Origin of the sequence: Mesorhizobium sp. M0166 (genome assembly GCF_040322255.1) — a bacterium.
Lineage (GTDB): Bacteria > Pseudomonadota > Alphaproteobacteria > Rhizobiales > Rhizobiaceae > Mesorhizobium.
The window spans coordinates 33,144-47,857 of sequence record NZ_JAMYTD010000045.1 but is presented as its reverse complement, the minus strand read 5'-3'; the positions used below and the strand labels follow the sequence as shown (position 1 = coordinate 47,857).

General features: G+C 60.6%; 12 protein-coding genes and 3 pseudogenes. 9 read left to right on the top strand and 6 right to left on the bottom strand.

What is annotated here, in order from left to right:
• Nucleotides 1-153 precede the first annotated feature (153 nt).
• Nucleotides 154-567 (bottom strand): DUF5602 domain-containing protein, encoded by a 414-nt coding sequence (locus NKJ46_RS29630; protein ID WP_352566336.1) that lies wholly within the window; start codon nucleotides 565-567, stop codon nucleotides 154-156.
• A 430-nt stretch (nucleotides 568-997) separates the two neighbouring features.
• On the opposite strand from NKJ46_RS29630, the gene NKJ46_RS29625 reads away from it, so the two are divergent.
• Genes NKJ46_RS29625 through NKJ46_RS29610 form a run of 4 tightly spaced genes read left to right on the top strand, consistent with a single transcriptional unit; the run spans nucleotide 998 to nucleotide 2,841 of the window.
• Nucleotides 998-1,567 (top strand): PTS sugar transporter subunit IIA, encoded by a 570-nt coding sequence (locus NKJ46_RS29625; protein WP_352670039.1) that lies wholly within the window; start codon nucleotides 998-1,000, stop codon nucleotides 1,565-1,567.
• A 56-nt stretch (nucleotides 1,568-1,623) separates the two neighbouring features.
• A complete protein-coding gene (locus NKJ46_RS29620; RefSeq protein WP_352670036.1) occupies nucleotides 1,624-2,127 on the top strand; it encodes a group III truncated hemoglobin in 504 nt (167 codons plus the stop codon).
• A 60-nt stretch (nucleotides 2,128-2,187) separates the two neighbouring features.
• Entirely contained in the window at nucleotides 2,188-2,649 is a 462-nt protein-coding gene (locus NKJ46_RS29615) for an RrF2 family transcriptional regulator (RefSeq protein ID WP_352670034.1), read from the top strand.
• 48 nt (nucleotides 2,650-2,697) lie between these two features.
• A complete protein-coding gene (locus tag NKJ46_RS29610) occupies nucleotides 2,698-2,841 on the top strand; it encodes a hypothetical protein (RefSeq protein WP_352670032.1) in 144 nt (47 codons plus the stop codon).
• Between the two features lie 561 nt (nucleotides 2,842-3,402).
• Here NKJ46_RS29610 and NKJ46_RS29605 read toward each other — a convergent pair.
• Nucleotides 3,403-5,514: a DUF3363 domain-containing protein gene (locus NKJ46_RS29605; RefSeq protein WP_352670030.1), complete on the bottom strand. Its 2,112-nt coding sequence runs from the start codon at nucleotides 5,512-5,514 to the stop codon at nucleotides 3,403-3,405.
• Between the two features lie 674 nt (nucleotides 5,515-6,188).
• Nucleotides 6,189-6,794, bottom strand: a pseudogene (locus tag NKJ46_RS29600) (transposase); the annotation flags it as partial.
• A gap of 1,087 nt (nucleotides 6,795-7,881) precedes the next feature.
• On the opposite strand from NKJ46_RS29600, the gene NKJ46_RS29595 reads away from it, so the two are divergent.
• Nucleotides 7,882-8,412 (top strand): Ros/MucR family transcriptional regulator, encoded by a 531-nt coding sequence (locus tag NKJ46_RS29595; RefSeq protein WP_352670042.1) that lies wholly within the window; start codon nucleotides 7,882-7,884, stop codon nucleotides 8,410-8,412.
• Nucleotides 8,413-8,501: 89 nt separating this feature from the next.
• Here the strand turns inward: NKJ46_RS29595 and NKJ46_RS29590 are convergent.
• From NKJ46_RS29590 to NKJ46_RS29580, 3 genes and pseudogenes are all read right to left on the bottom strand, one after another.
• Nucleotides 8,502-8,807: pseudogene (locus NKJ46_RS29590) on the bottom strand (DUF736 domain-containing protein); the annotation flags it as partial.
• 142 nt (nucleotides 8,808-8,949) lie between these two features.
• Nucleotides 8,950-9,276 (bottom strand): DUF736 domain-containing protein, encoded by a 327-nt coding sequence (locus tag NKJ46_RS29585; protein ID WP_352670027.1) that lies wholly within the window; start codon nucleotides 9,274-9,276, stop codon nucleotides 8,950-8,952.
• A gap of 456 nt (nucleotides 9,277-9,732) precedes the next feature.
• Nucleotides 9,733-10,007, bottom strand: a pseudogene (locus tag NKJ46_RS29580) (transposase); the annotation flags it as partial.
• Between the two features lie 448 nt (nucleotides 10,008-10,455).
• Between NKJ46_RS29580 and NKJ46_RS29575 the strand changes: the two are divergent.
• The 4 genes from NKJ46_RS29575 (at nucleotide 10,456) to NKJ46_RS29560 (ending at nucleotide 14,630) form a co-directional block, all read left to right on the top strand.
• Nucleotides 10,456-12,345, top strand: a complete 1,890-nt coding sequence (locus tag NKJ46_RS29575) for an adenylate/guanylate cyclase domain-containing protein (RefSeq protein WP_352670024.1) — start codon at nucleotides 10,456-10,458, stop codon at nucleotides 12,343-12,345.
• Nucleotides 12,346-12,503: 158 nt separating this feature from the next.
• Complete coding sequence (locus tag NKJ46_RS29570; RefSeq protein ID WP_352670022.1) at nucleotides 12,504-12,689, top strand: hypothetical protein; 186 nt, start codon at nucleotides 12,504-12,506, stop codon at nucleotides 12,687-12,689.
• A 10-nt stretch (nucleotides 12,690-12,699) separates the two neighbouring features.
• A complete protein-coding gene (locus tag NKJ46_RS29565; protein ID WP_352670019.1) occupies nucleotides 12,700-13,029 on the top strand; it encodes a hypothetical protein in 330 nt (109 codons plus the stop codon).
• Between the two features lie 23 nt (nucleotides 13,030-13,052).
• Entirely contained in the window at nucleotides 13,053-14,630 is a 1,578-nt protein-coding gene (locus tag NKJ46_RS29560) for a B12-binding domain-containing radical SAM protein (protein ID WP_352670017.1), read from the top strand.
• Nucleotides 14,631-14,714 lie beyond the last annotated feature (84 nt).

Sequence of the window (14,714 nt, the reverse complement as noted above, 5' to 3'; positions counted from 1 at the left end):
CACGCCCCCGGGGCCCCCCCCCACCTCCCCCCCCGCGCCCCCCCCCCCCCCCCCCTTTTCCCCCCCCCCCCCCCCCCCAACCCCCCACACCCCCCCCCCCGGGGGCGGCGCCCCCCCCCCCCCCCGCGCTTAGTATCTCACGACGCGTGAGTGTCATTTGGCGACCTGGGCCTCGTCAGCGGCCGAGACATGCCACAGCACGACGTGAACATGCGGCTCTTCGACTCCCGGATGGCCGGCATTGTAGTAGACGTCGACATGGTCGACATTGCCTCCGGGTGAAGCGAGATCGTCAAAACGCTTGTCTGGATTGAGGTCCTTGGTCGGCAGCATATAAATCGTGCTGACAAGCTTGCCGTCGTGGTCATAGGCAAGGAATGGTCCGGCCGGCAATGTCGTCGGATCGACGAAGAGTTGGCCCATGCCCGGCAGGAAGTCGGGCAGCTTCACAAGCTTGCTGACCTGCTGGTAAGGCGCGGCTGGCGGAGATTTGGTAACCTCACCCGCCGCCATGGCGCAAAGCGAACTCCCCGTCGTCAGGGCAACTGCGAGGACGAGTTTCTTCATCACGGACCTCCTTGTTGAAATAAAGCCGCGCTGGCCGAAGATCTGGAAGGCTGTTTTGAAAAAGCGATTTCCATTTTTCGACACGACCTGTTCGCGCCCGCCCAGCAAGCAGCAGACTGTTTCGCTCGTCAAACGAAATTAACTGGCATTTCAATGCATTATTTCTGCTGCTCGGGTGCGCACTGTTTGCTTGATTTCAAAACAACCTTCACTACCTCTGAATTGCCATGAATATTTTCAGCCTCGATTTCCGGCGGGAGCCGAAGCGCTTAAAAACGGGCCTTTAGCCCGGACGCGAGAAGGCCCTGGCTTCGCGTCCGGGGGTAGCCAGGAATTCCACTTATCCCGCGGTGCATTCTGCCTGCCCAAGCAGTGCGGCTGCACTCCCATTTTGCGATTCCGGTTGGGATCGACATTGAGGTTGACCCCGATGATCTGCCCCATCTTGTCAGAAGAAGACATTTCGCTTGATCTTGTGACAAAGGGAAAGCAATCAGCCCTGTCAAAAATTGCGATCAGGATTGCGCGAAGGACCGGGCTGGACGAGCAGATGGTTCTTCGTGGCCTTTTCGACCGCGAGTATCGCGGCTCGACGGGCTTAGGTCGTGGGGTCGCGATCCCTCACGCTCTACTTGGCACAATCTCTTCGCCTGCCGCGTCTTTGACACGTCTGGCCAAGCCCATCGATTTCGACGGCCCCGACGACGATCCTGTTGATCTCATTTACACGGTACTCTGGCCGCGCTCTGCCACTTCCGCCTTCCTCCCTGCCCTTTCGCAAATTTGTCGTCTCCTCCAGGCATCTCAGGTTCGGGAGCGACTCCGATCGGCACGCTCATCCGATGAGGCGTTGGCCTTTCTCGAAAATGGGCCACATCGGAGAATTTCCGCCAATTTGCCTACTGCCCGGGTCGGGCCTAGCGTGATGATGTCCACGCAGTTCAGCAATGCCCAGGTCGGACAGGCCTACCTTTGGTCCGAACCCTCCGTCGGAGAATAACATAGATTGACAATCTATCTTTTATAGAGGATGCCTCAAGGAGCGAACCCAACGGCTTGAACCGGCTTGCATGGGAGAAAAAGCAGGAGCTGCAGATGAGCGAGGATGGTCGAAGCACGAGAACGATCGTAGTCGATGGCGTTCCGCTGCCGGACCTGCTCGACGAGACAATGATCCGCGGCGTGGTGCATGGTTTTTATGAAGAAATTCATCGCGATGACCTTCTCGGCCCCATTTTCCACGATCAGATCGAGCCGGACCGATGGCCACAGCATCTTGCGAAGATGTGCGACTTCTGGTCTGCGACGTCACTTCGAACGTCCCGATATGAAGGCCGGCCACTGCCACCACATCTGGCCATAGCCGGCCTCGGCTCGGCGCATTTCCGTCGCTGGCTACAGTTGTTTCGCACAACGGTGCGCCGCATCTGCCCGCCCGAGGTGGCAGCGCTTTTTATGGAGCGCGCTCTGCGCATCGCTCACAGTTTCCGTCTCGCGATCGCCTTCAATCGCGGCGAGACCACGATCGGCATCGAACCCATCGTTGAGAAGGACCTGTGATGCAGGATTGGTTTGTGAGGGTTTCCACAAACGCGCAGCGATCGACGGAAGGAGACATCCATGCGGCTTACAGCTTTCTCGGACTATGCATTGCGGCTGCTGATGTACACGGCCTCTGCCGGTGGCCGGGTCATAACGATCGAGGAAGCTGCGCGTAGCTTTACCGTGTCGAAGACGCATCTCAACAAGGTCGCCAACACGCTGACCCGCAGCGGCTATCTGAAGGCGATCCGTGGCCGTTCCGGTGGTCTCGTTCTGGGGCGCCGGCCCGAGTTGATCCGGATCGGCGATGTCGTGCGATTGACCGAGCCGGATTTCGCACTGGTTGAGTGTTTCTCCACTGCAAACCAGTGCATATTGACCGGCTCTTGCAAGCTTTCAAGCATGTTTGGCGAAGCGATAGCATCCTTCCAGAACACTCTTGACCGCTATACGCTGACCGACATCACGCTGATGCCGGAAGACTTCATTGGTGGCCCAATACTATCGGTGCGCACCGGGGTGGCACGCAACGGGGCGTAGTATTACATGGTTTAGAGGCTTGCTGCTTTACTCGGATGGAGATGAGTCATGGCCGAATCAAAGAAGAACGACAAGCCGCTAACGAAGGAAATTGATTCTGGTATCGACCCTGACAACAGTCTGATGCCAATGCTTATAGGTGGGCTTGTCCTGATAGTCCTCGGCGCGATCATCGTTATGATGTTTGTCTAGTTTCGCAACGACGGCGTGTGGCGCTGTCGAAAACGTTTATTCCTGCAGGCGAGCGCCCACGTGCGTGTTTTGTTGAACGATCAAGGGCGACACTCTCGTGATAGTTCTCGCCAGCGGTAGAGCAGTAAGGAATCCCTGGCGCTATCGAATGTTCCTCATCCCTGCCAACTTGAGCTTCTCGACGCACCGCGAGCAACGGAACGCGGCCGCCCTGTCGGTCGAAACCCATGAGCAGCAGCAGGGCCGTATGGGCTTGCTCCATTTAGCCCCCCGAAATGCCAAGCTTGAAAGGTAGAGAAATTTCGGCTTCTGTCGCTCCTTGGGGCTACAATGAAGCGTTCTTTACTTGCGATGCTGGTGGGACTTACGATCTTTACTGCTGACGCCCGAGCAGCAGTGGATCCCAGGTACAAGGCAGAACAGAGCGCCCTGATTAAATGCAATCTGTTGTGGTCGGCAAAGCTATCAGTTCAGCCCGGCGATCCGTACTCGTTAGCCAGAAAGGCGCAGCAATATGCCGGCGATAGTTACGAGCCAAAACTGCCGCGCCGATGAGCGCGCTCACAGCCCTAGTCCCCGCCTTCTGGCGAAGCTCCAGTCGATACCGCCGCTGCTTTGCACGAGCCCGCTGATGTGCTGGCCGATGCGCTTGTCGAGCATCGGCTGCCACGGCACCAGTTGAAACCCGAGCCCGTCGTCCAACATGGCGAAACGCCCGCTGGCAAGGCGGACCGAGCCAAGCAGCGTGCCGCCGACATGGTTGCTGGGCTGGACGGGCGCGAAGATGAGGCCGCGCGCCGCGGCCATTTCCTTGCCGACGCGCGTGATCTCCTGGCGCTCCAGCGTGGCAACAAGGTCGCGCGCGAACGTGATCGTCCCGCTCGTCGAATCGCGTTCGGCATGGCCGATCGTGACGAGCTGGGCGGCCCGCCTGTCGAGCGCGGTGTCCACCTCAAGACCAAAACCTGACCTCACCAGCGGCACCGGGCTTTTGGCCGTAAGCTCCCGGTCGAGCCAGGTGGCACCGTCGCTGCCGACCTGCGCATCAAGATCGAACGTCGAAAGCACGCGGACGGAAAAGTCCTTTCCGCGGGTGCGAGCATCGTAGGCGATGCCGGGCTCGGACAGGTCTTTTGGAATGCGCCAGTGGTCTTCGTCGATGCGCTCGACGTGGCCGGCCCGGCGCAGTGCTTCGAGGCGGCGGACGTGGAAACGGACGAAGGCGTCCGGGTCCTTGCCCTGCTGCAAGAAAGTCTCGCGGATCGCCTCCAGGTGATGGCTCGGCCGATAGATGCCACCCTCGCCGGCTGCGCCGCTGATGTTGCGGTCGGCCGCACGTGGCTCTTCCTTCGGCGGGATCGGATCGAGCGCCACGATATGGCCGCGCTGGATGTCGTCGAGCTTTGTGGCGTGCGCCGTCTCGACATAGTGAGTGCGCCCGTCGACGCCATCGATGACGAGCGACAGCCCGTCGCTCATCTCGTCTCCGGCAAGGCCCTTGGCGAGCACACGGCCGACGATCGGGTCGGTGATGGTGCGCCGGTGCATGACATATTGCGCAGCACCCCGCTCATCGGCGAGGCCGTGTTCGTCCAGCGCCCGGTGCATGGTCTTGATGATGTCGTTGCGCTCGCCAAGTGCCCGTAGCGTGCTTTCGGTTTTGTCGGAGACAATCCACCGGCCGGGCTCGATCTCGCTCGCCAGGCCGAAGTGCTCCAGTCTCTTTGCCCGATCGATCAGCAGGTAGCGGTTGCTGCGAATTGTGTAGCTGTCGCTGGCATTGGGACGGAGGTCGACAAGGTCATGCTCCTGCTGTTCGGCGATCAGCATGCGGTCGAGCCGAGTCACCCGTTCGGCGTCCACCTCGTTGGCGAGCTTGCGGGCGACCTCGATCTCGCTTTGCAGCCCGAGTTCCCGTTCGACCAGCTCGCCTGCCCGGTGGCGGATGCCGTGGGCGATGTAGTCGCCGGCGATGTTCAGGATCTTGCCGTCGTCGGTGACGCCGCGCACCAGGACGTGGGTGTGCGGATGACCGGTGTTGTGGTGGTCGACGGCGATCCAGTCGAGGCGCGTATCAAGGTCTGTCTCCATCTGCCGCATGAGATCGCGGGTGAAGGAGCGCAGGTCTTCCATCTCGGCCGCATCCTCCGGCGCGACGATGAAGCGGAACTGATGCCGGTCGCCGCGGCCGCGCTCGACGAAGGCCTTGCCGTCGGCCTCGTCATCGCCGGCCGAATACACCCTGCCCTTCTCGCCGTCCCTGGTCACGCCGTCGCGCTGGAGATAGCGCAGATGCGCATCGACAGCCTTGCTCGTCGTCACGAATTTTTGGCCGCGCGCGCTCCCCTTGCCTCGCTTCGGCAGCTTGACGACGCGCGCCTTCACCACGACGCGGCGAGAGCGAGAGCGGACGCCACTGCCGTCCTGCTTCCACCCGCCGCCGTCCTTTGGCAACCCTGCTACCAGCTTGCCGCCGCGGCCGCGGGCGTTGAAGCGGCCACTCCCCTTCCCGGCGCCGCTGCTTGCGCCGAGGTGATTGGGGTTGCCGCCCTGCTTGCGGATGGCGATCTCGACCTGGCGCACGAAAGGCAGCGTGCGCGAATTGACCGGCGCGCCGCCGCGGCGCGTCCGGCCGGTGCGAACCTGGAATCTTTCGCTGTCACGATTTGCCATGGCGAGAGCATCGGGAGTCAGATTCCCTGCTTCAAGATGGCTGGAGCACCGAGCCTGCTACGGCGCGCAAAGACTTGCAGTGGCGCAGAACAGCCGATCGCACATCGCTACGGCATCATCGATTTGCTTTTCGACTCAACAACATAGCGGACCACCGGCATCCTTCACACCTCACGCGGAGTCGCTTGGCGCCTTCAGCCGGCGGAAAAAACAATGTGCAGACAGACACTTACGAGCGAAGCGAGGACGAGCGCCAGCTCGCTTTATCTTGCTGTCATAATCGGTTGTGCTTCCGGTACTCTTTTCACCATCGTCGTCTCTCCTCTTTTCTACTCAAAAACACTTTGCGGCTTTCCGCAACATGCTTGTCCGCGAAGCGACGGAGATCCGGTGCGCCGTGCAGTCCTCCGCACTCGCCGACGGCGTTTTCGGGCTGCATGCTGGCAGCGCTTTTGCCGTCGGGGTGCAACTTTCCATCGGATTCACGGGGCATCATCACAGGCAGTCCAACGCGGTCCGGCCGTCTTTCGATCGGCTCGGCCGCAAGCAAGATAGCGTGCGTCCCGTCGTTCCTGGTCTGCACCGGTCCTCATCCGCTTCGCAGCGGAGCTCGTGTGTTCAGTTTGCGTCTGTCATGCTGCGCAGTCGTTGCACGTCAAGCGTCGTCGCGCCGTTCATCGGGCTGCGCCAAGCGTCTTCCAGGCCTTGACCCGGGCGCGCGCAACAAGGTCGGTTTCGCGCGCCGTCGGGTCGCCGACATAGCACGTCCCGTCCGTCCACATGGCATGCACCGCCAGCTTGCGCGCCACCGCCACCGTCGCCTTGCGGTGATTGCCCCGCTTCGCGAGCATCGTTCCCCAGCTCCCGACCTTGTCCTTGCCGCGGAAGCGCGTCATCAGCGCCGACGCCGCCTCGTAGAGGGCGCGCCGGACGTCCGCGTCGCCGGCCTTCGATATACGTCCCTGCGAGTCGATCGAGGTGCCCGACTGCCAACGCCGCGACGTCAGGCCGAAGTAGGCTGCCACGTCGCGCGAGCGGCGGAAGCGGGACGGGTCCTCGACCGCCGTCATGAAGCTCAGCGCGGTCACCGGGCCGACGCCGGGGATCGCCATGAAGCGGCGGCATAGCTCGTCGCGGGCGACGAACCTCACGACCAGCTCGTGCAGCCGGCAGTACTGCTTCCACAGCGCGGCGCGTGCCGTCAGCATGGCGTCCATCAGCTCTGACGTCAGCGCATCGCCAATCGTCGCATCGCGCACAGCCTGATCGAAAGCCTTCCGCCCCCGTTCCACTGGCGGGTCGAGTTCGGCCTGACCGCTCGCAAGGCGCCGCAAATTAGGAACGGTTGCGCTCATCCATGGGGCGGAAAACGAACTGCAGCCATTCACTGCCCTGCGCAATCTCGTGCGGCCGCCAGACGGAATAATGGCGATTGAGCTGGCAGATGGACCGCGCGTGTTTGCACCGGCGGGCAGTACTCCGGCTGCGGTAATCCGGCAGCTCACTGGTAAGGAGAAAGCATCATGATCGTCGCTCCGGGCGGGCGTGAAGGTGCGTCTGGCGCTCGGTCATACCGGCATACGCGAGGCGCTCGACGGGCTCACCACACTGGTCCAGGATCCAGGAGCGGCTGAAGGCGTATCCCTTCTCCAGTTCCGAGCGCATGGACCCCGACCAGTCGAGCTTGCCTGGAGAACATCGAAAGCGACATCGAGCGAGTGCGCGAACATCATTCCGCTCCGGTGGCGAACACGGAAAAGCACAACCGAAGCGCCGGCCGTTGCCCGATCATCCGCCGCGCGTTGGACAGGTCATCGACATCGACAACTCCGTTGGCGGCTGTTGCGGTGGCACCCTGCGCAGCATCTGCGACAGCGCCAGCGAGATCCTCGATTATGTTGAGACCCGCTTTAGGTGCAGCGTCCCGCCGCCCGAAACATGCCTGCCGAACCGTTGACCGACGAGGAACAGCCCAACCTGAACTTGACCGACGCGTTCCAGATGAACTGCACCCCAAGGTCCAATTCACGTCGACGTGGCGACGAGGACCGCGCCACCGAATGTCGCGACGATAAAGATTGTGCGCGCACGTTCGTCGCTCAATCGTGCAGCGCAGGAGCGATACGTTCTGGCGCTTGTGTGTCCAGGTCTGGGCGCCTCCCCGTGCCAAAGGCAAGCGGAAAGTGTCGCTTCTCCGACGCGATCAGCAACTTCATCGCAGCCGGGCAGAACGATGGAAGCGAAGCTTGCCCGCTTGATATTTGCAACGAATGAGGTTTGTTGGCGGAAATAACGAATTGTTTGCCTGATCGGCAATAAACAGCTCATCCGTTTGAACGCGCGCCCTTACACAAAAAGGAAAACTTGATGACCGTTGCTCCAGACCGAAACAACCACGATGATCTCGTATCAATTACCGCCGACATCGTTTCCGCCTACGTTTCGAACAATCCGCTGCCGGTCGGCGAGTTGTCGAAGCTGATCGGAGATACCTATGTTGCTTTGCAAGTGATCGGCACGCCTGTCGCTCCGGCCGCGGCCAAGCTGGAGCCGGCGGTGTCGATCAAGAAATCAGTGACACCTGATTTCATCATCTGCCTGGAAGACGGAAAAAAGTTCAAATCCTTGAAGCGTCATATCGGTACGCATTACAATCTAAGCCCAGACCAATACCGGCAGAAATGGAACCTGCCCTCGGATTATCCGATGGTGGCGCCGAACTACGCAGCCACCCGCTCGGCCCTTGCGAAATCAATCGGGCTCGGCCGCAAGGCGGCGCCCACACCAGTTGCGGTAGAAAGACCAAAACGAATTGCTCGCGCCGCAGCAGCGACAACAACCGCAACGGCAATCAAGTCGCCGGCTAGGAAGGCGCGCAAGGCACTCGTCAAAGCATAGCGTGCTGCACCCGACTGATGTGCCAGACGGCACCGGACCCGAACGTAGCCCCGCCTTGCAGCGGGGCTCCATGTTGGGTCGGGTGACTCAGCAGCGCGGCGGGACCAGATGAGGGAGAACTCGTTTTCGGTCTCGGTCTCGACCAGGCTCGCATAGATCGGAGCGGGAAAGTTTGGATCGTCGAGCTTGACCGAGTGATAGTCGCGGCCCTCGCGCGAGGTCTTCTTCCATGCCGCCCCGAATTCGGTGGCTCCGGCGAAGATGCTGAAGTCCGGACCTTTTTCGTTGTCGCCTTCGGCCGGTGTCAAAGTCACCGTCTTGACGTTGAGGTTCAGGGTCTTAACCGAGCCGGAGAAGCCGTTCGCAGTGCGGGAGAAAGTGCCGATCGTCGCCATTGTGGCGGTTCCTTCTGTTATCTCGGGTCGGAGGATGTCGCGGCCTCACATGAGGGATCACTCGTCAAGCTGTGGTTCTGAGCTGCTGAGCGGCCGGTTTCTGAATGACGGCCGCCGGGACGGGGCGTCGTATCGAAGGTGCTCAGTCGCCGTTGCGACGGTTGGGTCGTGACCAGATGAGGCTGTATCCCTGGCCGTTCTCGTCCTCGACGAGGTTGGCGTAGATCGGGGCGGTGAAGCTGGGATCGTCGAGCTTGAGACCAAGGTAGTTGCGGCCCTCATTGGACTGCTTGGACCAGGCGGCGCCGATTTCGATCCGGCCGACGAAGACCCGGTGGCTGGGAGCGTTTTCGCCGCTGGAGCGCGTATCGGGAACGATACGGACCTTCTTGGCCTGGAGGGAGAGGGTCACGATCTCGCCGTTGAACTCGTTGTCGCTGGACTGCTGGAAGTTGCCGATGGTAGCCATTGTCGTTCTCCTGACAGGTTGACGAAGCCGCCCTGTGCGGCCTCGATAGCGGTCGTGAGGCGACGGTTTGGCCGACTGCATCCTGTGGACCGCAGCGACAGCGGAGGACGGCGGCAGCCGAGCTTGTTGTCCCGCGAGGAATGCGGCAAAGCCGCAGGGGAAGAAGGTCGGCGAAGCTGTTGCAGGCCAAGGCCGGGCCGGCGCCAGACCAGCCAGAAGAGAGGCCGTATAGGGAGATCCCAGCATCAGTCTCACGAGAACGACGCTAACCATCGGCCCTTCAATCATGCGTTCGGCACAAGGGGTGCGATCCGTCCCGCTCCATGAACCTCAGGTCTGAGCACGAGACCAGTCTCGATGACGGCGGCTAACCCTGCCGCAATGCGGTCGCCCCCTTGTTCCGGCGGGGCTGATCAGGCCCGGGACGAACTGTGATTCACCAAGGTCGTCATGGCCGACGACGGCTCCCTCTATCACCACGCCGGCGCTGACGTACTTCCATAAAGCCACGACCAGCTTGCGGGCCAGCGCGGTGATTGTCACCTTCTTAAAGCGGCCGCCATTCTGGGCAACGCGCTCGTTGAACCATCGACGGAGCAACGAACCCGGTTGGTATCGCAGCCAAAGCCAGGCCATTTCCAATAGCGTCGATCGCAACCGCGGATTTCCGAACTTTACCGATCCCTGTTCCCGATCGATCCGCTCTGCGAAGGCGTCGGCGCTAGACCGGCCCTTGAGGGGGCTAAAATCTGCGATGCGCATTCATGCAGCCTCGATTATAAATTCTCTGTTTGAGGATCGGTTACATGAAAGTTGCACGAGCGAGACTGAAGCTGAGCGTTGTCATTTAACGTGTTGAAATAATTGGCGCGCCCGAAGAGATTCGAACTCCTGACCCCCAAGATCGTAGTCTAAAGAATCGCTCCCTCGACCGATGTGCGCTTCAGGTTTGAGGTTTCGCCAACGCGGGGCCTCCGTGGGTGCCAAGGAAGGCTGCGGCCCTTCGAGCCCGCCAGCCCTGCGCCAAGGCGAGGGTTGCCGGCCTCTTTAGGCCATGGCATCGTCGAACATCGGCGTTACGCAACACTGGGACTTGAGGCAGTACACCTTTCGCTCGGATAGACTCCTGACCCGACCGTCCATACAATCCAGTCTGGCCTCCAGGAACAGAGGCGTCACATGGTAGGAGAAAGCGTCCAACGCCGGCTTGCAGCGATTCTGAGCGCCGATGTGGTCGGCTACAGCCGACTGATGGAGCTTGATGAAGCAGGAACCCTTGAGCGCTTGCGAAGCAATCGCAGCACGCTTGTCCTGCCCGAGATCCAGAAACACCGGGGGCGGGTCGTCAAGCTCATGGGCGACGGTTTGCTCGTAGAGTTCGCGAGCGTCGTTGCGGCTGTGAGTTGCGCCCTGGGTATCCAGCGGGCAACCGCCGAGTGCCAGTCCGATCTGGAGGAATCCCAGCGGATACGCTTCCGGATCGGGGTCAATCTGGGCGATCTGATCGTCGACGGGGACGACCTTTACGGCGAGGGTGTCAACGTGGCTGCCCGGCTCCAGACGTTGGCCAGCCCTGGAAGCGTTGTCGTTTCCCAGACTGTCCGCGACCACATAGCGGGAAGGCTCGCCGTGACGTTCGGGGATTTCGGAGAGCACGTCGTCAAGGACGGCGAACGCCCCATCCGGGTTTTCGGGGTGAGCCTTGTTGAGGCGAGTGGAGCACAAAATCCCAGAGCGGAGCGTTCGAGCGCCAGACCGGTGCGGCCTGCGATTTGCGTCCTGCCTTTTATCAACATGAGCGGCGATGCCGAGCAGGAGTATTTCAGCGATGGTATTACGGAGGACATCATCATCGACCTGTCCAAGGTTTCCACGCTCTCCGTCACCGCCCGCAATACCGCATTCACTTTCAAGGGCAAAGCCGTCGATGTGGGGCAACTTGCCAGGCAGTTGGAGGTTACTCACGTTGTCGAGGGCAGCGTCCGCAAGGCCGGTGGGCGGGTGCGCATTGCCGCGCAGCTGATAGATGGAGCCAGAGGCGATCATATCTGGGCAGAGCGATACGACCGCGATCTGAACGACATCTTCGCGTTGCAGGATCAGATTGCGCACGCCATTGTTGCCGCATTGAAGGTCAAGCTGTTGCCGGCCGAGAGGCGGGCGATCGAACACCGCGCGACCAATGATCCCCGCGCCTACCAGTTCTATCTGCTGGGCCGGCATTACCTGCAGCATGGGCCGCGGCAGGTGGAAATAGCTCTCCGATTCTGTCGGCGTGCCGTGGAAATCGACCCCAACTACGCCCAGGCCTGGGCCATGCTCGCGCTTTACCAAGCGGATCGGTATCTCGCTGGAATGTCGCAGGACTCGGGCATGTCAGCCGCTGAGAGGGCCCTTTCGCTGGATCCGACATTAGCCGAGGCCCACGCCGCCAAGGGGCGGATCCTGGGCGAGCTCGGCCGCTACGAGGAGGCTATCGCGGAGCACGAGGAGTCGCTGCGGCTCGATCCGGACTCCTATGACGTCCGCTACTGTTTCGGCCGCACTAACATACGATTCGGCGACCATGAAGCGGCGATTAGGCATTTCGAGCGAGCTGCTGAGCTTCTCGACACGGACTATGTTTCCCCCGGCTTTGTAGCCCAGAGCTGCCGGGCGCTCGGCCGGCACAACGAAAGCCTCACTGCGGCGCGGCAGTCGGTGGAACGCGCCGAAATGGAGATCGCGGTACGCCCCGACAACGCTCATGCGGTGGGGAGCGGCGCTCTCGCATTGGCTTACCTGGGGGAGGTCGAGCGTGCCAAGGAATGGATTTCGCGCGCTCTCATCGTCGTCGATCCCGACGACACGCTGGAACAGTACAATGTAGCCTGCGCCATGGCTCAAGTCGGGGAGTTGGACGAGGCTTTCGATCTATTGGAATCCTGCATCGGTAGGATACCCGCCCAATTCGTGAATTGGGTCAAGAATGACAACGACCTCGACCCTCTGCACCGTCATCCAGGGTATCACTCCCTGATCGCAACTGCTGAGGAGAGGCTGAGGGCCGCCGAGGCCGCGCGCAGTTGAGCGCCGACTGGACCGAGAACCGCAGAGCGCTGAGTATTCTTACTTCGTAACAAGCAAATCCGTCGCACCAGTTTACCCGTCGTCTTGACAGCCACCGGGGGTCGTGCGATGTTTATTAGATTCTTCTGATATACTGGCCCTAATTGCAGGAGGATTGGATGGTCAAGAAGAGCCGCCGGATCAGCAGGGTAAATATATCAGTACAAGTGACGATCATCCCGGAGGACGAGGCAACCGACGAAGAAAAGAGTGATCCTTCCGTTGCTAAGATAGAAATTGGTGGAGAGGATTTTATTATAGTTGCCGGTCGTGCGGACGTTAAGCCGGCCCCCAAGAAGAAATGAGCGAACGGCCGTGCCGAAACGCTCCGCGAGCGAGCTGAGATCGCTGCGTTGGCATCTGGCCTCCGATGCCTACTGGCGCCGAGAAGAGGAAGACATCGTCATCGCAACGAAAGGCACGATATTGAGATTGAATTCGGCGAGCGCCCGTATGCTCGAGGCGCTTGTCGGCATACCGAAGGCCGGCCGCCTTTTGAAGAGCGGTACGTTCCAAGACAATGAGGTCGAATCGCTGCTGAGGCTTTTGGTGAGCGAGAACATTGTCGTGCCGGGTGAAGACAGAAAAGCGTCGCGCTTGCAGGAAGTTACGTGCATCGATGCGCAAATAACTCCCGGATCGTAGCGCGGCATTGTGGGGAATTCGGGTTGGCTCGCCGGGAGAAAGCCACGGAAATCGCGCTGGTCAATGTGCCGTATGGTTCGGCTGGCGGCGAGCGCAGCATGCGGCCACTCGGGCTGAGCTACCTCGGAGCGTTCCTCGCCGACCGGGGCGTACGCGCCAACGGTTTCGACTTCTCCGATTCTTCAATGAATCCGACCGAGATCGTCGAGCGGTATCGGCTCGCGGACTATCCTGTGGTCGGTCTCTCGTTCTACAACATAAACGCCAAGGCCGCTTATCGGCTGGCCGAAGCCGTTAAGGCTCGAAACCCGCACTGCGTGGTCGTGGGCGGCGGTCCGCACGCGAGCGCGGCCCATGCCACGCTTTTCGAAAGGCATCCAGAAATCGACCTCGTCGTGAGAAACGAGGGCGAGGAGAGCTTACTGGAAGTCATCGAGGCACTCCGCTGCAAGCTGCCGCTGAGCGGAATCAGCGGCATTTCCTACATGAGCGGTGGCCGCAGCGTCGTAGCGCCCGACAGAAGCCGCCTGGAAAACCTGGATGACCTGCCGGCCCCTGCCTTCGATTTCCAGTCCGAAACCGAAGAGAACCCGCTGTTCTACTTCGACAGGGTAAGCGGAACGCGAAAGCGTGCGGTGGGACTGGTCTCGAGCAGGAGTTGCCCATATAGCTGCTCGTTCTGCGCGATCATCCTGATCGGCCGGCAATGGCGAAAAGCGAGCGCGGCCAAGGTCGTGTCCGACCTGAAGGAGCTGGAAACCAGGAATGGGCTCGAATACGGACACATCTACTTTCTGGACGCCAACTTCTTCGTGAGCGCCAAGCGGTCGCTGGAAGTGGCGGAAGCGCTTCACTGCTATCGAGCGGACATCACCTTCAGCTTTTCCACGAGGGTGAACCAGCTGATCAAGGGCAAGAGCCTGCTTTCCGAGCTGCAGAGGCTTGGATTGAGAGCTGTCGAACTGGGTATCGAAAGTGGCAGCGGCGACGCGTTGAAGCGGTTTGCGAAAGACACCACGCCCGAGCAGAACGACGAGGCGCTGCATCTTCTGAAGAGTCATGGAATACAGCTGATTTTTGATTTCATCATGTTCGATGCGGAAGCAAATCTGAATGACATCAGACGCAACGTCGACATGATCGAGAGGAACAATCTCGACTACCATGTGCCATGGGAGCATATCTTTTCACATATGACGCCGTATCTCGGAACCGACATTCGGCTGCACTATGAAAAGATGATGGGTCATGCTTTCGACGAGGACGAGCTACCCCATCCGAGCGATCTGTTTCAGGATCCGCAGGTAAAGGCCGTCTTTGACGAGCTGAGCAAGCTTCAGGCTCACGTCCCGAATATCGCGCAGGCGCTGTTCCGCACCGAAGCGCGGGTCAGGGGCTCCGCAAGCTGGGGACGCGACGAGGCGCGGGAAAAGCTGAACGCGGTCACGCTCCGGCGCCTTCCGTTCCTGGTGCTTAGAAATCTTCTCAGCCAGGCCAGACAAGGCGAAACTGTTTCGCTTGCCCGGGCAATACCGCCGTTCACCGACGAAGCTGGCAGTTCATACGATCTCGACGAGTTCCTGCACTGGGCTGCGACTTGAATTCATACCAACGGGCATGGAGATAGGCCGGAACCGCGCTTACCCGCTCGTCGATCCGGCCAGGAACGAAATCGATCAATCCTG

Coding starts and splice junctions, on each gene's coding strand:
- NKJ46_RS29630 (WP_352566336.1), bottom strand. CDS start 567: ATGAAGAAACTCGTCCTCGCAGTTGCCCTGACGACGGGGAGTTCGCTT.
- NKJ46_RS29625 (WP_352670039.1), top strand. CDS start 998: ATGATCTGCCCCATCTTGTCAGAAGAAGACATTTCGCTTGATCTTGTG.
- NKJ46_RS29615 (WP_352670034.1), top strand. CDS start 2,188: ATGCGGCTTACAGCTTTCTCGGACTATGCATTGCGGCTGCTGATGTAC.
- NKJ46_RS29610 (WP_352670032.1), top strand. CDS start 2,698: ATGGCCGAATCAAAGAAGAACGACAAGCCGCTAACGAAGGAAATTGAT.
- NKJ46_RS29605 (WP_352670030.1), bottom strand. CDS start 5,514: ATGGCAAATCGTGACAGCGAAAGATTCCAGGTTCGCACCGGCCGGACG.
- NKJ46_RS29595 (WP_352670042.1), top strand. CDS start 7,882: ATGACCGTTGCTCCAGACCGAAACAACCACGATGATCTCGTATCAATT.
- NKJ46_RS29585 (WP_352670027.1), bottom strand. CDS start 9,276: ATGGCTACCATCGGCAACTTCCAGCAGTCCAGCGACAACGAGTTCAAC.
- NKJ46_RS29575 (WP_352670024.1), top strand. CDS start 10,456: ATGGTAGGAGAAAGCGTCCAACGCCGGCTTGCAGCGATTCTGAGCGCC.
- NKJ46_RS29570 (WP_352670022.1), top strand. CDS start 12,504: ATGGTCAAGAAGAGCCGCCGGATCAGCAGGGTAAATATATCAGTACAA.